The 18,388-nt window shown below is 64.1% G+C and carries 15 protein-coding genes; 14 read left to right on the plus strand and 1 reads right to left on the minus strand.

Features of this window, described 5'->3' with window-relative positions; genetic code table 11:
• Positions 1-2 precede the first annotated feature (2 nt).
• The 4 genes from AC2FL1_RS03550 to AC2FL1_RS03565 all read left to right on the plus strand — a co-directional run bounded on the left by AC2FL1_RS03550 (position 3) and on the right by AC2FL1_RS03565 (position 4,428).
• Positions 3-881, plus strand: a complete 879-nt coding sequence (locus tag AC2FL1_RS03550; RefSeq protein WP_496875996.1) for an ABC transporter permease — start codon at positions 3-5, stop codon at positions 879-881.
• Positions 881-1,852, plus strand: a complete 972-nt coding sequence (locus tag AC2FL1_RS03555; RefSeq protein ID WP_496875997.1) for an ABC transporter ATP-binding protein — start codon at positions 881-883, stop codon at positions 1,850-1,852. Before AC2FL1_RS03550 ends, AC2FL1_RS03555 begins: the two co-directional genes overlap by 1 nt.
• Positions 1,849-2,832: an ABC transporter ATP-binding protein gene (locus AC2FL1_RS03560; protein WP_496875998.1), complete on the plus strand. Its 984-nt coding sequence runs from the start codon at positions 1,849-1,851 to the stop codon at positions 2,830-2,832. The genes AC2FL1_RS03555 and AC2FL1_RS03560 overlap by 4 nt, the downstream gene beginning before the upstream one ends.
• A 165-nt stretch (positions 2,833-2,997) precedes the next feature.
• On the plus strand, positions 2,998-4,428 hold the full coding sequence (locus AC2FL1_RS03565) for a C69 family dipeptidase (protein ID WP_496875999.1): 1,431 nt from the start codon (positions 2,998-3,000) through the stop codon (positions 4,426-4,428).
• 33 nt (positions 4,429-4,461) lie between these two features.
• Here the strand turns inward: AC2FL1_RS03565 and AC2FL1_RS03570 are convergent, their stop codons facing one another.
• A complete protein-coding gene (locus tag AC2FL1_RS03570; RefSeq protein ID WP_496876000.1) occupies positions 4,462-5,172 on the minus strand; it encodes a helix-turn-helix domain-containing protein in 711 nt (236 codons plus the stop codon).
• Between the two features lie 248 nt (positions 5,173-5,420).
• Between AC2FL1_RS03570 and AC2FL1_RS03575 the strand changes: the two genes are divergently transcribed.
• The 10 genes from AC2FL1_RS03575 (at position 5,421) to AC2FL1_RS03620 (ending at position 18,382) form a co-directional block, all read left to right on the plus strand.
• Positions 5,421-6,833, plus strand: a complete 1,413-nt coding sequence (locus AC2FL1_RS03575; protein WP_496827711.1) for an MFS transporter — start codon at positions 5,421-5,423, stop codon at positions 6,831-6,833.
• Between the two features lie 65 nt (positions 6,834-6,898).
• A complete protein-coding gene (locus AC2FL1_RS03580) occupies positions 6,899-8,296 on the plus strand; it encodes a NarK family nitrate/nitrite MFS transporter (protein ID WP_234145491.1) in 1,398 nt (465 codons plus the stop codon).
• 61 nt (positions 8,297-8,357) lie between these two features.
• On the plus strand, positions 8,358-12,086 hold the full coding sequence (locus tag AC2FL1_RS03585) for a nitrate reductase subunit alpha (protein ID WP_496876001.1): 3,729 nt from the start codon (positions 8,358-8,360) through the stop codon (positions 12,084-12,086).
• On the plus strand, positions 12,083-13,606 hold the full coding sequence (gene narH / locus AC2FL1_RS03590) for a nitrate reductase subunit beta (protein WP_234145493.1): 1,524 nt from the start codon (positions 12,083-12,085) through the stop codon (positions 13,604-13,606). The genes AC2FL1_RS03585 and narH overlap by 4 nt, the downstream gene beginning before the upstream one ends.
• A complete protein-coding gene (narJ, locus tag AC2FL1_RS03595) occupies positions 13,606-14,310 on the plus strand; it encodes a nitrate reductase molybdenum cofactor assembly chaperone (RefSeq protein WP_496876002.1) in 705 nt (234 codons plus the stop codon). The genes narH and narJ overlap by 1 nt, the downstream gene beginning before the upstream one ends.
• A gap of 14 nt (positions 14,311-14,324) precedes the next feature.
• On the plus strand, positions 14,325-15,107 hold the full coding sequence (narI, locus tag AC2FL1_RS03600; protein ID WP_496827717.1) for a respiratory nitrate reductase subunit gamma: 783 nt from the start codon (positions 14,325-14,327) through the stop codon (positions 15,105-15,107).
• A 4-nt stretch (positions 15,108-15,111) separates the two neighbouring features.
• Positions 15,112-15,909, plus strand: a complete 798-nt coding sequence (locus AC2FL1_RS03605) for a peptidylprolyl isomerase (protein ID WP_496876003.1) — start codon at positions 15,112-15,114, stop codon at positions 15,907-15,909.
• Between the two features lie 19 nt (positions 15,910-15,928).
• Positions 15,929-16,501 carry a hemerythrin domain-containing protein gene (locus AC2FL1_RS03610; protein WP_496876004.1) on the plus strand — a complete coding sequence of 191 codons (573 nt, stop codon included), beginning with the start codon at positions 15,929-15,931 and terminating at the stop codon, positions 16,499-16,501.
• On the plus strand, positions 16,491-17,108 hold the full coding sequence (locus tag AC2FL1_RS03615; protein WP_496876005.1) for a carbonic anhydrase: 618 nt from the start codon (positions 16,491-16,493) through the stop codon (positions 17,106-17,108). The genes AC2FL1_RS03610 and AC2FL1_RS03615 overlap by 11 nt, the downstream gene beginning before the upstream one ends.
• Positions 17,105-18,382, plus strand: a complete 1,278-nt coding sequence (locus AC2FL1_RS03620; RefSeq protein ID WP_496876006.1) for a molybdopterin molybdotransferase MoeA — start codon at positions 17,105-17,107, stop codon at positions 18,380-18,382. The genes AC2FL1_RS03615 and AC2FL1_RS03620 overlap by 4 nt, the downstream gene beginning before the upstream one ends.
• Positions 18,383-18,388 lie beyond the last annotated feature (6 nt).

Below are 18,388 nucleotides of genomic sequence, written 5' to 3' on the forward strand. Positions count from 1 at the left end.
ACATGACCGATACAACGATGCCAAAGCCCCGGTCCGAACTGGGTGAAATCCTCTACCACCTTGTGCGCGACCCGCTGGGGCTGACCGGGCTGGTGATCGTGGTGCTGATCCTCGCTTCGGCCATCTTTGCACCCTGGATCGCACCCTATGACCCGATTGCGCTCAATGTGCCGGACCGGTTGCAGGGACCGGGTGCGGCGCATCTGATGGGCACCGACCAGTTGGGGCGCGACACGTTTTCCCGGGTGATCTGGGGCGGGCGCGTGGCCTTGCAGGTGGCACTGCCGACCATTGGCGGGGCGATTTTCTTCGGCCTGCTGCTGGGGATGATCGCGGGCTATGGACCGAAATGGCTCGACAACCTGATCGTGCTCTTGTTCGACACCATCCGGTCGTTTCCGACCGTGATGTTCGCGCTGGCGGTGGTGGCGCTGGTGGGGCCAAGCCTGAACACGGTGATCGTTGTGATCATGGTGACCTCGATCCCCACCTATGGGCGGGTGGTGCGCACCCTGACCCAGTCGCTGAAAGAAGCCGAATTCATCACCGCCGAGAAATCGCTGGGTGCCTCGACGCCCCGGATCATGGCGGTGCATATCCTGCCCAACGTGCTGGGGCCGCTGGCGGTACTCGCGGCGATGGATATCCCGACCGTGGTGGGGCTTGAGGCTGGCCTGTCCTTTCTGGGCATGGGGGTGAAGCCGCCGACGCCGTCCTGGGGTTCGTTGCTCAATGACGGTTACAACCTCATCCGCAACACGCCGTGGCTGATCATCGCGGGGGGCATTCCGCTCATTCTGACCACCATCGGCTTTACCTTTCTGGGCGAGGCGCTGCGCGATGTGGTCGACCCGAAACTGCGTGGCAAGGGGGGCAAGTGATGGCCGTTCTCGATATTCAGGGCCTCTCGGTCAGCTATGCCACCCCGCGCGGAGAGCTGAAGGCGCTGCGCGATGTGTCCATGACCGTGCCCGAAGGCAAGATCGTCGGCATCGTCGGAGAATCCGGCTGCGGCAAGTCCACGCTGATCTCGGCGATCATCCGGCTGATGGCACCCAATGCGCGGGTCGGCGCGGGCGAGGTTCGGTTCCAGGGCCGTGACCTGCTGGCCGAGACCGAAGCGCAGATGCGCGGCCTGCGCGGCACCGAGATTTCAATGGTCTTTCAGGACCCGATGCAGACCCACAACCCTGTGCTGACGGTCGGGCGCCAGATGATGGACATCCAGTATCGCGACCGGCTGACAAAGGCCGAAAAGCGCAAGCGCGCGACCGAGATGCTGGCGCTGGTGGGCATCCCGGACGCGCAGGCGCGGCTGAACCAGTACCCGTTCGAATTTTCCGGCGGCATGCGCCAGCGCATCGCCATTGCCATGGCGCTGATGGCGAAACCGTCCCTGTTGATCGCCGACGAGCCGACCACGGCGCTGGACGCGACGCTGGAGGTGCAGATCATCGAGCGGTTGCGGGACTTGCAGGACGAGATCGGCTGTGGGGTGCTGTTCATCTCGCACCATCTGGGGGTGATTGCCGAGCTGTGCGACGCGGTGGTGGTGATGTATGCGGGCGAGGTGGTCGAGACCGGTTCGGTGCGCGATGTGTTTCACCAGCCGGCCCATCCCTATACGCGGGCGCTGCTGGAATGTGATCCGGGTCATATCAAGGTCAGGACCCGCAACCTGCCGACCATTCCCGGCAATATCCCCGATCTGGTCAACCTGCCGGGCGGCTGCATCTTTGCCGAGCGCTGTTCGCAGCGACACGCTGCCTGTGCGGCGCGGCCCGCGATGGCGGATGTCACGGGCGGGCATCGGGCGGCCTGTCATCTTGTCGGGGCGGGGGTGACCGCATGAATGCGCTTCTGGAAATCAACGACGTCGTGGTCCGGTTCGGCCTGCGCGGAGGCCTCTTCCGCAGCGCTGGCAGCATCGAGGCGGTCTCGGGCGTCAGTCTGAAGATCGAAGAGGGCCGCACCTATGGCATCGTTGGCGAAAGCGGTTCGGGCAAGACCACGCTGGCGCGCGCCGTGGCCGGACTGCACCATGCCAGCGAAGGTTCGATTCTCTATCGCGGACAAGAGCTGCGTGACCTGCCCGAGGCGCAGTTTCGCAAGCTGCGCCGTGAAATCGTGATGATGTTCCAGGATCCGATCGGCTCGCTGTCTCCGCGTTTGTCGATCAAGTCGCTGATTACCGAGCCGTTCCGCATTCAGGGCATGACGGATCGTGATCTGGATGCCGAGGCAAGGCGCCTGTTGGCCATGGTCGGCCTGCCGCCCGAATTCGCGTCGCGCTATCCCTATCAGATTTCCGGCGGTCAGGCGCGGCGGGTGGGCGTGGCGCGGGCGCTGGCGCTGAACCCGAAACTGCTGATCGCGGATGAACCGACGGCAGGTCTCGATGTGTCGATCCAGGGCGAGATGCTGAACCTGCTGGCCCGGCTTCAGGACGAGTTGGGGCTGGCGATCATGATCATCACCCACAACCTGAACGTGGTCCGCCACATCACCGACAGGGTGGGCATCATGTATCTGGGCAAGCTGGTCGAGGAGGGCGAGACCGAGGCGGTGTTCTCGGCGCCGCAGCACCCCTATACGCTGGCGCTGCTGGCCGCGAATCCCGAACCCGATCCCGATGCGCAGCTGATGCGCATCGCGTTGCAGGGAGAGCCGCCCAGTATCCTGCGGCGGCCTGCCGGGTGCGAGTTCCATACCCGTTGTCCCTTTGTCCAACCGCGCTGCGCGACCGAGGTCCCGGCATGGCAGGAGGGCGCAAGCGCTGCTCATCGTTGTCATTTCCCCGGCGCATGGGCGCAGCAGACGGTTCCCGGATGACTGCCATCCCCTCTGCGGGCGGGGGCACAGCCTTGCCGCCCTGGCCAATCTGAGCGACAACCCGTCGGGCGGTTCCAAAACGAGCGGGGCCCGCGCGGCGCGCGAAACCTGGCGGCAGATCCGGCGTTCCCGCCGCAGCGCTGCCGCAACCGGAGAACATCACGCATGAGCTATGCAATCTATGTCGGCAAATCCCACAGCCGGACCGGCCATGCCTGGCTGGCCGGATACGGAGATGAACCTTCGTCCCACTGGCTTGAGATCGTGGCAGCGGCGGAGCACCCCGAGGGCGCCACCATCGAGGTGGGCGTCGGACCCGAAGCCGACATGCCGGGCCGCAGGATCGCGGTGCCACAGGCGGCCCGGACGCAAGCGCACATGCGGGTCAGCTATTCCTATTATCTGGGCGTGCCCGCGCCGATCACCAATGGCGGCGTGAATGCCGCCGGTGTCGCGGTGCGCGACGTCTGGTCGACCTCGCGGCAGGAACTGCGGGACATGACCCCCGGGGATCAGGCCGGGTTCACCTATAGCGATCTCGCCCGCACCGTGCTTGAGCGCGCCACCAGCGCGCGGGACGCGGTCACGCTCTGCGCCGCGCTGATCGCGGACCATGGCGAGGCGACCTATGGCGGCAATTCCCATATCTTCGCCGATGCCGACGAGGCCTGGGTGATGATCCAGTTCGCCGGCGGGAAGGGGCTGTGGGTGGCCGAGCGGCTTGGCCCCGACAGCATCCGCGCCTCGCGCCCCGGCTATGTGCTCGAGGTGCCGGTGTCCGAGCCTGATCACCCCGATTTCCTGTGGTCGCCGAATTTCGTCAGCTTTGCGCGTGAACAGGGCTGGTACGAGGCCGGGCCGTTCGACGCCAACGCGGTCTATGGCGACGGCAAGGGGCGCTGGGACGGGATCCGCTGGATCGAGGGTGAGATGCAGGCCCGCGCCACCCGGCCCGGCAAGATCGGTCTGGAGGACATGATCTGGGCCGTGCGCACCGAGAAGCTGACCGGCGACACGGCGGGTTATGGCCAGGTCGTGCCGCTGCGTCGCGTCGCGGACCCGGCGCTGATCTGCATGTGGCATGCGGCCTGCGGGGCGCTGGCGGCGCCGTTCTCTCCGGTCTTTCTGGGTCAGGAGGCGATCCCGCCGGAATACGGGCCGCACCGCTATCTGACCACCGGCGAGTCGCACCGGTTCCTGGATTTGCGCAAGGCGGTCAGCGGCGGCCACGACACCGTGTCGCTGGTGCCGCAGATCAACGAGACCAGCGTCGGCGCCTTTCAGGACTGCAAACGCCTGATGTATCTGATGCAGTTGCTGGGTGAGGCCGCGCTTGCGCCGGTGCATCAGGCCTTTGACCGGCGCGAGGCGCGGCTGTCCGAGTTGACTCAGGCGCATTTGCGTGTGGCCGGGGCCGCGCTCGACGCCGGTCATCGGGCCGAGGCGATCGCGGTCCTGTCGGCCTTTTCCAACGGCCAACTGACCGCGGCGCTGGCGCTAGTGCGCGATCTTGCGGCGGGCCTGTCCGTGCAGGCCTCGGGCTTGCCCCGGGCGGCTCAGCCCGGCACGCCGGCGACCTTCAAACAGATCTGGTAGCGGCACGGCGGCGCCTGCCGCCATCCCCGCCGCTCAGGTCCTGTCGTCGTCGATCAGCGGGCTGGGTCTGGCAAAGCGTTCGAGCTGCGCCTGATCGATGATGGTGATCCGGTTGCCCTCGACCAGCACGCCATAGGGCTGAAGGCTCTTGAATGACCGGCTCAGGTTCTCGGGGGTCATGCCCAGAAGCGAGGCCAAACGCCATTTTTCGAAGGGGAGGTCGAATTGGGTCGCCCCGTCGCAGCGGCCTTGCTGACGCAACAGGTAATTGGCCAGCCGTTCCAGCGAGGATCTGAGCTTGAGATCCTTCATCGTCTTGACCTTGCGACGATAGGCCTGGGCCAGTTCCCGGACGATGGCGCGGGCAAACGCGGGATCGGTGTCAAAGACGTTACGCACATCCTGGCTGGGGATCAGGGCGATCCGGCTTTTTTCCAGTGTGCGCGCCGACATCAGGTAGGGGGCGTCCCGCACCGTGGCCGCAAGGATGAAGGTCGAGATCGGTCGCACCGTCGCCAGGCTGCTCTCGCGGTTGTTCCAGCCCGAAAACAGATCGACCGAGCCGGACAGCACGATATGCAGGAAATCGCTGGGCTCGCCCTCGGTGATCAATTCGATCTGAGGCGGGAAATTCTGCACATAGGCGCCGCGCATGAGCGACAGGAAATGCTCATCCGACATGTCCTCGAACAGGTGAAGTCCCCGGATGTCCGGGTAATCCGACTCGGGCATACCTAGGCGCATCTGCATCCACCTCTTGATAAATATCAATATCTCGATTGATAAGAATCAATCATTTGATTGATCCACGTCCCCTTACCCCTTGATACCTCGTATGTCGTAGCATGACAAATTTCTTCAAGCCATTTATTTTGCAGCATTTTTTGGAACACTTGATCTGAATCAAGCAATCTGACCACAAAGAGGCGCCCTCTGCCCCCAGCCAAAGCAGTCCGCCATGCGCAGACTGTCAGAGACTGGAGGGACAGCCGATGGAGCTACAGAACAAGGCCACAGCGCTGTGGTCGAATTTCTTCAACGTGAAGATGGTGCAGATCAGAACGTTCCACATGACGTGGTTCGCATTCTTTTCCTGCTTCTTCGCATGGTTCGGCATCGCGCCGCTGATGAGCGTGGTGCGCGACGAACTGCAACTGACCAAGGACCAGATCGGTTGGGCGATCATTGGTTCGGTCGCGATCACGGTGTTTGCCCGGTTCTTCATCGGCTGGCTCTGTGACCGCATCGGGCCGCGCAAGGCCTATACCTGGCTGCTGCTGCTTGGTGCCTTTCCGGTGATGGGGATCGGGCTCAGCTGGAACTTTGAATCCTTCCTGCTGTTCCGGGTCATGATCGGCGGCATCGGGGCGGCTTTTGTCATCACGCAATACCATACGACGGTGATGTTCGCCCCGAACGTGGTGGGGCAGGCCAATGCGACCTCGGCGGGCTGGGGCAACCTGGGTGGCGGTGTCACGCAGTTTGTCATGCCGCTGCTGTTCTCGGTCTTCGTCGTGGGCTTCGGCTTTTCCGAGGCGATGGGCTGGCGGCTGGCCATGGTCGTGGTGGGTGTCATCATCTTCCTCGTGGGGATCGCTTATTACTTCCTGACCCAGGACGCGCCCGACGGGAATTTCGACGACCTGCGCGCGCAGGGCCGGATGGAAGAGAAGAAGAACGTCACCGGCAACTACATGCAGGCGCTGAAGGACCCGCGTGTCTGGGTGCTGTTCGTCATCTATGGGGCCTGTTTCGGCATCGAACTGACGGTAAACAACGTCGCCGCGCTCTATTTCTTCGACTATTTCGACCTGAGCCTTGTGACCGCCGGTTTCGTTGCCGCCTCGTTCGGCCTGATGAATATCTTCGCCCGCACGCTGGGCGGCCTGTTCGGCGACAACTTCGGATCGCTCTGGGGCCTCAAGGGCCGGGCCTTCTGGCTGTTTGTCTGCATCCTGTTCGAAGGCATCGCGCTGATGATCTTCAGCCAGATGCAGGTCCTGTTCCTGGCCCTTCCGGCGCTGATCGTCTTCTCGCTGTTCACGCAGATGGCCGAGGGCGCGACCTATTCCGTGGTCCCTTTCGTCAACAAGAAGGCGCTGGGCGCGGTGGCCGGTGTGGTGGGCGCGGGCGGCAATGCCGGTGCGGTTCTGGCGGGCTTCCTGTTCAAGAACATGGTGGACTGGTCCGAAGCCTTCCTGATCCTCGGCATCGTGGTGAGCTGCGCCTCGTTCCTGGCCTTCTTCGTCCGCTTCTCGACCAGGCAGGAAGATGAAGAGCGCGCCAATTTCGCCGCCGCCAATATCGAGAACCTGCGCCGCCGCGCCGAAAAGGCCAATGCGGAGCTCGAAGAGGGTCTTGCCGCGATTGCACGCAAGAACGGCGGCGTCCAGCCGGCCCAATGAAACAGCGCCGCCCGCACGGGGTGCGGGCGGCCAAACACAGACACGCCATAGCGGAGGAACCACCCATGGCAACCACAACAGCACAGGCCGCCCAGCAGGGCCACACCCTGATCGACTGGCGCCCCGAAGACCCGCAGTTCTGGAAGGACCGCGGCCATGCGGTCGCAACGCGCAACCTCTGGATTTCGATCCCCAACCTGCTTTTGGCCTTTTCGGTCTGGATGGTCTGGTCGGTCGTCGTGGCCAAACTGCCTGCCATCGGGTTCGACTATTCCACCGGCCAGCTGTTCTGGCTGGCGGCACTGCCGGGTCTGTCCGGCGCGACGCTGCGGATCTTCTACAGCTTCATGATTCCGATCTTCGGCGGGCGGAAATGGACCGCCATTTCAACCGCCTCGCTGCTGCTGCCGGCACTGGGTATCGGCTTTGCGGTGCAGAACCCCGAAACGCCTTACGTGATGTTTCTGGTGCTGGCCCTGATGTGCGGTTTTGGCGGCGGCAACTTTGCCTCGTCGATGGCCAATATCGCCTATTTCTACCCCAAGAAAACCAAGGGCAACGCGCTGGCGCTGAATGCGGGTCTGGGCAATCTGGGCGTGTCGGTCATGCAATTCGTGGTGCCGATGGTGATCACGGCGGGCGTGTTCGGCGCAATCGGCGGTGAGCCGGTCACGCTGGGCGATGGCAGCCAACTCTGGATCCAGAACGCGGGCTTCATCTGGGTGCCCTTCATCGCCCTCAGCGCCATTGCCGCCTGGTTCGGCATGAATGACATCGCCGATGCCAAGGCCTCGTTCTCGGAACAGTCGATCATCTTCTCGCGCAAGCACAACTGGATCATGTGCATCCTCTACACCGGCACCTTTGGCAGCTTCATCGGCTATGCCGCCGGTTTCCCGCTGCTGATGAAGACCCAGTTCCCCGATGTGAACGTGCTGCAATACGCCTTTCTCGGCCCGCTTGTCGGTGCGCTCAGCCGCGCCGCGACCGGTTGGGTCTCGGACAAGTTCGGTGGTGGCCGCGTGACCTTCTGGACCTTCCTCGGCATGATCGTGGCGGTCTGGGGCGTGCTTCAGTTCCTGCCGTCCGAGGCCAACCCGGCCGGCAATTTCTGGGGCTTCTTCGCCTGCTTCATGGCGCTGTTCTTCCTGACCGGTGTCGGCAACGCCTCGACCTTCCAGATGATCCCCTCGATCATGCGCCAGGAAGTACCGCGCCTGATGCCGCAGCTGGACGAGGCCGCGACGCTGAAACAGGCCGAGCGCGAAAGTGCCGCGATCATCGCCTTCACCTCGGCGATTGCGGCCTATGGCGCCTTCTTCATCCCCAAGTTCTACGGCACCTCGATCAGCATGACCGGAGCCCCCAACGGCGCGCTCTGGGGTTTCCTGATCTTCTACGTGATCTGCGTCGCGATCACCTGGATCTTCTATAGCCGCAAGAACGCACCGGTTCCGTGCTGAGCCAGTAACGCCACCGGGCGCGTGACTCCGCGCGCCCGGCCAGCCTCAGGAGATAACACAGATGAGCCACCTGCTCGACAGATTGAACTTCCTCCAGTCCAACGAACTGGAACAGTTCTCCAACGGCCACGGCCAGGTCACGCGCGAAAACCGCGACTGGGAGGACACCTACAGAAACCGCTGGCGGCATGACAAGGTCGTGCGTTCCACCCATGGGGTGAACTGCACCGGATCGTGTTCGTGGAAGATCTACGTCAAGTCGGGGATCGTGACCTGGGAAACCCAGCAGACCGATTACCCGCGCACCCGTCCCGACCTGCCCAACCATGAACCGCGCGGCTGTGCGCGGGGCGCGTCCTACAGCTGGTATCTCTACAGCGCCAACCGGGTAAAGAACCCACTGGTGCGCGGTCGGCTGTTGAAGGTCTGGCGCAAGATGCGCGAGACGATGACCCCGGTCGAGGCCTGGACCCGGTTGCAGAACGATCCGGTGCTGCGCGCTTCGTATGTCGAGACGCGCGGCAAGGGCGGCTTTGTGCGCGCCAGCTGGGACGAGGCGACCGAGATCACCGCGGCGGCGAATGCCTATACCGCCAAGACCTATGGCCCGGACCGCATCTTCGGCTTTTCACCCATTCCCGCCATGTCGATGATCTCTTACGCTGCCGGCTCGCGCTATCTGTCGCTGATGGGCGGTGTCTGCATGTCCTTCTACGACTGGTATTGCGACCTGCCGCCGGCCTCGCCCATGACCTGGGGTGAACAGACCGACGTGCCGGAATCGGCCGATTGGTACAATGCCGGTTACCTGCTGCTCTGGGGCTCGAACGTGCCGCAGACCCGGACGCCGGACGCGCATTTCTATACCGAGGCCCGCTATCGCGGCACCAAGTCGGCGGTCATCTGTCCCGACTATTCCGAGGCCGCCAAGTTCGGTGATGTCTGGCTGAACGTTAAACAGGGCACCGATGCGGCGCTGGCGATGGCCTTTGGCCATGTCATCCTGCGTGAATTCCACCTCGACCGTCAGGCCGAGTATTTCGAGGAATATTGCCGCAAGTATTCCGACTTCCCGATGCTGGTGAAGATCGAGGAGAAGGACGGCAGGATGATCCCGGGCCGCTTCCTGCGCGCCGACGATCTGGACGGCAAGCTGGGCGAGGAAAACAATCCCGAGTGGAAAACCGTGGCTCTTGACGAGACCTCGGGCGCGCTGGTCGCACCGAACGGCTCGATCGGCTACCGCTGGGGCGAGGACGGCGAATGGAACCTCGAGGAGAAGGCGGCGGGCGCCGATACCAAGCTGCGCATGTCGCTGATCCTCGACGAGGATCACGACGACGTGGTCGGTGTGGATTTCCCCTATTTCGGCGCCGATGCGACCGAGGCCTTCACCACCGGCGACAAGCGCCCGAACGTCTTGACCAAGAACATCCCGGTCAAACGCATCAAGACCGCTGCGGGCGACCTGGCCGTGGCCACCGTCTTTGACCTTTTCTGCGCCAACTACGGGCTGGATCGCGGCCTTGGCGGCGACTGGGTGACCAGCGATTTCAACGAGGATGTGCCCGGCACCCCGAAATGGGCCGAGAAGATCACCGGCGTGAAGGCCGACAAGATCATCCATGTAGCCCGCGAATTCGCGCAGACCGCCGAGAAGACGGGTGGTAAATCGATGATCATCATCGGTGCCGCGATGAACCATTGGTACCACATGGACATGAACTATCGCGGTGTCATCAACATGTTGGTGATGTGCGGCTGCGTGGGTCAGTCCGGTGGTGGCTGGGCGCACTATGTGGGGCAGGAGAAACTGCGTCCGCAGACCGGCTGGCTGCCGCTGGCCTTCGCGCTCGATTGGGGCCGTCCGCCGCGACACATGAACTCGACCAGCGCCTGGTATGCCCATACCGACCAATGGCGCTACGAGACCCTGACGGCGGGCGAAATCCTGTCGCCCACAGCGCCCGAGGGCGATTGGGACATCAGCCTGATCGACTACAATATCCGGGCCGAACGCATGGGCTGGCTGCCCTCTGCACCGCAGCTCAAGACCAACCCGCTCGAGGTGGCCAAGGCTGCCAAGTCGGCGGGCAAGGAGATCCCGGCCTATGTGGCCGAGCAGCTCAAGTCCGGCGCGCTGGAAATGTCTTGCGAGGACCCGGACGCGCCCGAGAACTGGCCGCGCAATCTGTTCGTCTGGCGCTCGAACCTGCTGGGCTCCTCGGGTAAGGGGCACGAGTATTTCCTCAAGCACCTTCTGGGCACCGATCACGGTGTTCTGGGCAAGGATCTGGGCGAGGAAGGCCGGCAACTTCCGAAAGAGGCCAAGTGGCACAAGGATGGCCCGCGCGGCAAGCTTGACCTGCTTGTGACCATCGACTTCCGTATGAGCACGACGGCTGTTTATTCCGACATCGTGCTGCCGACGGCCAGCTGGTACGAGAAGAACGACCTCAACACCTCGGACATGCACCCGTTCATCCACCCGCTGCAAGCGGCGGTGGACCCGGCCTATGAAAGCAAGTCGGATTGGGAGATCTTCAAGGCCATCGCCTACAAGGTGCAGGAGGTCGCGCCCGAAATCCTTGGCAAGGAGACCGATATTGTCGCCTTGCCGATCCTGCATGATACGCCCGGCGAGCTTGCGCAGGACCAGGTCAAGGACTGGAAAAAGGGCGAATGCGATCTGATCCCCGGCAAGACCGCACCGAACTATATCGCGGTCGAGCGGGACTATACCGCGATCGGCGACCGGTTCACCGCGCTTGGGCCGCTGATGGACAAGCTTGGCAATGGCGGCAAGGGCATCTCGTGGAAGACCGATCGCGAGGTCCAGCACCTGCGCGACCTGAACGGCGTGTGGGAGGACGGTCCGGCCAAGGGCTGCGCCAAGATCGTCACCGATATCGACGCGACCGAGGTCGTGCTGATGCTGGCACCGGAAACCAATGGCGAGGTTGCGGTCAAGGCCTGGGAGGCGCTGTCGAAGGCCACCGGGCGCGATCACACCCATCTGGCACTGCCCAAGGAGGACGAGAAGATCCGGTTCCGCGACATCGCCGCGCAACCGCGCAAGATCATCTCGTCGCCGACATGGTCGGGGCTGGAAAGCGAAAAGGTCTGCTATAACGCGGGCTATACCAACGTGCACGAGCTGATCCCGTGGCGGACCCTGACCGGGCGCCAGCAGCTTTATCAGGATCACCTGTGGATGCGCGCCTTTGGCGAAGGGTTCCTGTCCTACCGGCCTCCGGTCGATCTGAAGACGATCACCAAGGACGTGCAGGATGCGGGCGACAGTCTGGTGCTGAACTTCATCACGCCGCACCAGAAATGGGGCATCCACTCGACCTATTCCGACAACCTGCTGATGCTGACGCTGAACAGGGGCGGACCGGTGATCTGGATTTCCGAGAACGACGCCAAGAAGGCCGGGATCGTCGATAACGACTGGGTCGAGCTTTACAACACCAACGGGGCGCTGACGGCCCGCGCGGTGGTGAGCCAGCGCATGAAGGACGGAACGACCTTCATGTATCATGCCCAGGAAAAGATCGTGAACACCCCTGGTTCCGAGAAAACCGGCAAACGGGGCGGCATCCACAACTCGGTCACCCGCGCGGTGCCCAAGCCCACTCACATGATCGGCGGCTACGCCCAGCAATCCTACGGCTTCAACTATTACGGCACCGTAGGGGCGAACCGGGACGAGTTTGTCGTCGTCAGAAAGATGAAAAAGGTCGACTGGCTCGACCGGGAAGCCACCCAGAAGGAGGCAGCGGAATGAGAATTCGTGCGCAAATCGGCATGGTGCTGAACCTCGACAAATGTATCGGGTGCCACACCTGTTCCGTCACCTGCAAGAACGTGTGGACCAGCCGCGACGGTGTCGAATACGCTTGGTTCAACAACGTCGAGACCAAACCCGGTACCGGCTATCCGACCGACTGGGAAAACCAGGCGCGCTGGAACGGCGGCTGGGAGCGGACCAAATCCGGCAAGCTGCAACCCAAACAGGGCGGCAAATGGCGCATCCTGGCGAATATCTTTGCCAACCCGGATCTGCCCGAAATCGACGACTACTATGAACCGTTCGATTTCGACTATGACCACCTGAAATCCGCCCCCGAGATGGAGGCGTTCCCGACGGCGCGCCCCCGTTCCAAGATCACCGGCGAGCGGATCGAGAAGATCGAGAAAGGTCCGAACTGGGAAGAGATCCTGGGTGGCGAATTCTCGAAGCGGAGCCAGGACTACAACTTCGAGGGCATCCAGAAGCAGATCTACGGGGAATACGAGAATACATTCATGATGTATCTCCCGCGTCTCTGCGAACACTGCCTGAACCCGGCCTGTGCCGCGTCGTGCCCGTCGGGCGCGATCTACAAGCGCGAAGAGGACGGCATCGTCCTGATCGACCAGGAGAAATGCCGGGGCTGGCGGATGTGCGTCTCGGGCTGCCCCTACAAGAAGGTCTATTACAACTGGTCGACCGGCAAATCCGAGAAATGCACCCTGTGCTATCCCCGGATCGAAAGCGGCAACCCGACCGTCTGTTCGGAAACCTGTGTTGGGCGCATCCGTTATATCGGCGTGATGCTCTACGATGCGGACAAGATCGAAGAGGCGGCGAATGCTCCGGACAAGCAGGACCTCTATGATGCGCAGCTGGGCGTGTTCCTCGACCCCAACGATCCGGTGGTGATCGAGACCGCCCGCGCCGACGGTATCCCCGAGGACTGGATCAAGGCCGCGCAGGAAAGCCCGATCTGGAAAATGGCGATGGAGTGGAAAGTGGCCTTCCCCCTGCACCCCGAATACCGGACGCTGCCGATGGTGTGGTACATCCCGCCGCTCAGCCCGATCCAGAACGCGGCCGAGGCCGGGGCCATCGGCATGGATGGCGCGATGCCGGATGTGAAGAATCTGCGCATCCCGCTGCGATACCTCGCCAACATGCTGACCGCCGGCGACGAGGCCCCCGTGGCCCAGGCGCTGGAACGGATGCTGGCCATGCGCGCCTATATGCGCGCCAAGACCATCGACGGCGTGCGCGACGAGGCCATCGCCGCGCGGGTCGGCCTGTCGGGCCGGGTGATCGAGGACATGTACAAGATCATGGCGCTTGCCGATTACGAGGACCGCTTTGTCATCCCGACGACGCATCGCGAACAGGTCGAAGAGGCCTATGATCTGCGCGGCGGCTGCGGCTTTACCGACGGCAACGGATGCTCGACCGGCGTCTCCAAGGGCTCGCTGTTCGGCGGGTCGAAGAAACCCCTTAAAATGCCCACGGAGGTGATGTGATGGACCGCACGTTGAAGGCGCTGTCGCTGATACTCAGCTATCCGACACGCGAATTGCAGACGGCGATGCCCGAAATCGGAGGCGTTCTTGCCGCCGACAGCCGGCTGACCGCCGCCGCCCGCCGCGACCTGCGCCCGCTGGTCGAGGCGCTGGGCGGGCGCGACATCTACGATCTCGAAGAGCAGTATGTGATGCTCTTCGACCGGTCGCGTACCCTGTCGCTGAACCTGTTCGAACATGTCCATGGCGAAAGCCGGGACCGGGGCGGCGCGATGGTGTCGCTGCTGGAAACCTACCGGGCAGGGGGCTTTGACCCAGTTACCTCGGAACTGCCGGATCACCTGCCGGTGCTGCTGGAATTCCTGTCGATGCGTCCCTTTGCTGAAGTACAGGAAACCTTGGCGGACGCGGCGCACATATTCGAGGCCTTGTCTGCCCGGCTTGTCCGGCGGGAAAGCCCCTATGCGCCCGCGTTCGCCGCTCTTTTGCAGCTCTCGGGTGTGAAAGCCGACCGCGAGGCGGTGGCCGAGCTTCTCGACCAGCCCGAGGTGGACCCCAACGACCTGGAGGCGCTCGACGAGGTCTGGGAGGAAAGCGAGGTTCGCTTTGGCCCCGACCCGAACGCCGGCTGCCCGATCTCGCGCGATATTCTTGCGCGGATGGACCAACCGATCACACCCGCGCCCGAAGTGGCGGCGGAATAAGGGAGGCATGACAGATGCACAACTTCCTCTTCGGGATTTTTCCCTACATCGCCCTGGGCGTCGGGATCATGGGCACCATTGCCCGTTATGAGCGCGACCCCTTCACCTGGAAATCCTCTTCCTCGCAGCTCTTGCGCCGCAAGCAGCTGGTGATCGGATCGGTCCTCTTTCATGTCGGCGTGCTGGTGATCTTCTTCGGTCACCTGGTCGGCCTGCTCACCCCGATCTGGGTATTCGACATCCTCGGGATCAGCCACGGGGCCAAGCAGACGCTGGCCGTGGTTGCCGGTGGCATCGCTGGCGTGATGGCGCTTGCCGGTGGCGGGATGCTGTTCCACCGCCGCTGGACCGATCCGCGCATCCGCCAGACCTCGAGCAACTGGGACATCGCGATCCTGGCCATGCTGCTGGCGCAGCTGGTGCTGGGGCTTGGCACCATCTTTGTCTCGCTCGGGCATCTGGACGGTCACGAGATGGTCAAGTTCATGTCCTGGGCGCAGGGGATCTTCACCTTTGACAGCGGCGCGGCGGGCTATATCGCGGGCGTGGCGCTGGTGTTCAAGCTGCACCTGTTCCTGGGGCTGCTGATCATCATGGTGTTCCCCTTCACCCGCCTCGTGCATATCGTTTCGGGCTTTGCCGCACCGTTCCGCTATCTGCTGAAACGTCCGGGCTATCAGATCGTCCGGTCGCGTCGCAGCGCGCCCTTGCCGGAACGCAACGGTCCGGCAAGCCCCGCGCGCCGGGTCGTCGCGCCCGGAGCCGCCGGTGCCTCGGTGCGCCGTCCGGCGGAGTAGGCAGATGGCTCACGCATTGTTCCCCGATCTGGTCGTCAACGGCGAGACCGTGCCACACGCGGCCGTCGCCGCCGAGACTCAGAACCACGACGCTCCCAAGGGCAAGCCCGGCATCGCCTGGCGCAAGGCCGCGAATGCGGTCGCGATGCGCACGCTGCTGTTGCAGGAGGCGCGGCGCCGTGGCCTGCGGGCCGAGCCTGCCGAAGTGGGGCCGGGGCGTTTCGAGACCGACGAGGAGGCCCTGATCCGGGGCCTTCTCGACACCGCAGTCCAAGTGGCGCCACCTTCCGAGGACGATCTGCGCGCCGAATGGGCGCGTGATCCGTCGCGCTTTCGTGCCCCGCCGCTGTGGGAAGTGTCGCATATCCTGTGTGCCTGTGACCCGCGGGACAAGACCGCAAGCGAACGGGCACAGGCAAGGGCCATCAGCATGGCGGAAAAGGCAAGGAGCAACCCGCGCGGCTTTGCCAAGCTTGCCGCCGAACACAGCGATTGCGGCTCCAGAAGCTCGGGCGGCGCGCTGGGACAATTGGGTCCGGGTGACACGGTGCCGGAGTTCGAGGCGGTACTGCGCAAACTGGCCGAAGGCGAGATCACCAGTGCCCCGGTGCTGACCCGCCATGGCTGGCACATCGTCCGGATGGACGCGGTGGCCGAGGGGGCCGTACTGCCCTTCGACGCGGTGCGTCAGAAGATTTCGGACGCCATGGAGAAGGCGTCCTGGGCCTGCGAGGCCCGCGCTTTCGTCAACCGACTGGTCGCGTCCGCCGAGATCTCCGGGGCGGACCTCCGATCGGTCTAGCCGCCGGGAGGGCGGGCCCATGAAGACCCCTTCGCGCGAGTTGAAGAGAGGCGACTGTCTCGCTCCGATCAATCCGGCGCTTCTCGAAGACCCGCTGGATTTCATCCACGAGGAGCACTTGCGCGAAAGGGAGATCTGCGCGCAGCTCGACGCACTCGCCGGGGCCCAGGCCCCGGATAGGGGCATGGCAGAGACCATTCTGGAGTTTCTGCGCGACGAGCTGCCGCTGCATCTGGCGGACGAGGAAGAGGACCTCTTTCCCTTGCTTCTCCGCCGCTGCCAGCCCGAGGACGAGATCGACAGGGCAATCGCGCGACTTACCTCGGACCATCGCCATGCAGATGACGACACCCCGCGCGTGATCGCCGATCTGGAGCAATTGAGCGCGGGCGAAAGCGCGCTTTCGGAGGAAACGCGCAGCGGGTTCGCACGGTTTGCCGCCCATGCCCGCCGGCACCTGATCCTGGAAAACGCGATCATCCTGCCCTTTGCCCGGCTGCGCCTGACGGCCCGCGATATCGAGACACTCAGGCTGCGGATGATGCAGCGACGCGGTCTCGATCGTTTGAAGGACAAAACCGATGCTGAATGACCTCATCGACCGCAACAGCCTGTGGGCACAGGCGCGAGATGCCGAGGATCCGGGCTATTTCGCCCGGCTGGCCGCGCAGCAGGCCCCGGAATTCTTCTGGATCGGCTGTTCGGACAGCCGCGTTCCCGCCAATGTGGTCGCGGGGCTCGATCCCGGAGAGGTATTCGTGCACCGCAATGTCGCGAATGTGGTCCATTCCAGCGACATGAACCTGCTTTCGGCGCTGGAGTTCGCGGTCGAGGCCTTGAAGGTGCGCGAGATCATCGTGTGCGGGCACTATGGCTGTGGCGGGGTCAAGGCCGCGACCGAGGACATGGCGCAGGGGCTGGCCGAACACTGGCTGGAACCGATCCGGCGGCTGGCCCGGGCCTATGCGGTCGATCTGGCGCGCTGCGACGATATCGACGCGCGCCGGGACAAGCTGGCCGAATTGAACGTCATCGAAGGTGTCCGGCGGGTGTCCGAGACATCGATCATGCAGAGAGCCTGGGGGCGCAGGGAGAGTATCCGCGTGCACGGGCTGATCTATGGGCTCAAGGACGGGCGATTGCGCAATCTCGATTGCTCGATCGGGCCGGGCCATTTTGAAAGGCAGGTCGCAGAATGACCGTTTTGGGAAAGATCGAAACACAGGGCTGCGGTTGTGACGCGCCCGGGCATCTGGCGTCTCTGATCAGCATCGACGCGGCGCTGGAACGGATTGCGGAACACGCGGCCCCGGTCGCGGATACGGAAACGGCGCCGCTGATGCGGGCCGCTGGCCGGGTGCTGGCGGAACCGGTCGTCGCCTCTGTGCAGACCCCGCCTTTCGACAATTCGGCGATGGACGGCTATGCGGTGCAGACGCGGGCCTTCACGGGGCAGGGGCCGTGGACCTTTCCGGTGAGCGACCGGATCCCGGCGGGGGCCGTTCCGGCCCCGGTCGGGGGGGCGGGGGCCGCGCGGATCTTTACCGGGGCGCCGGTCCCGGATGGGGCCGATGCGGTGATCCGTCAGGAAGACGCGTGCCTGAGCGGCGACACCGTCACCTTTCAGAGGCGCCCCGACCCCGGTCTCAACATCCGCCGCGCGGGTGACGACATGGTGCCGGGCCAGATCGCCGTTCGGGCAGGAACCAGGCTGGGCCCGCGCGAGATCGCGGCCTGCGCCGCCGCCGGGGCCGGTCAGGTCACATTGCGCCGCGCCCTGCGCGTGGCGCTGTTGGTAACTGGCGACGAGGTCAGAGACGCCGGCGCGGCGCGCGACGCAGCGGCGATCTGGGACGTGAATACACCGATGCTCGGCGCGGCACTGGGTCGCGCGGGCGTCGCGCTTGTCCATGTCGAGCGGGCGCCCGACCAGCGTGCGGCGCTGGCGCATCGTCTGGCCGCGATGGCGGCCGAGGTCGATCTGATCGTGACCACCGGGGGTATCTCGGTTGGCGAAGAGGACCACGTGAAACCTGCACTCGACGCGCTGGGTGCCGAACTGCATTTCAGCGGGGTGGCGATCAAGCCCGGCAAGCCGGTCTCTTTCGGCAGCCTTGGTCCTTGTAAGTGGCTGGGCCTGCCGGGCAATCCGCTGTCGGCGCTGGTCACATGGCAGGTGTTTGGCGTCGCGCTGATCCGTCGCCTGATCGGGGAGAGTGCCGCGCGCGACACGCGGCGCCAGGTGGTCATCGCCGAGCCCATCCGCCGCAAACCGGGCCGCTGCGAACTGCGGCCTGCCGCCCTGATCGGGTTCGATGCCGAGGGGCGCGAGGTTGCAGGGTTCGAGAGCGCCACCCATTCGGGGCGCGTCGGTGGCTTGCCGGCCTGCGATGGCCTGATCTTCCTGCCCGCCGATTGCGACCGGCTGCCCGCCGGGGCGCTGGTCGAATTCCTTCCGTTTAGTGATATCTGAGGTTCG

The sequence above is a fragment of the Ruegeria sp. YKSF070 genome, from assembly GCF_059612725.1.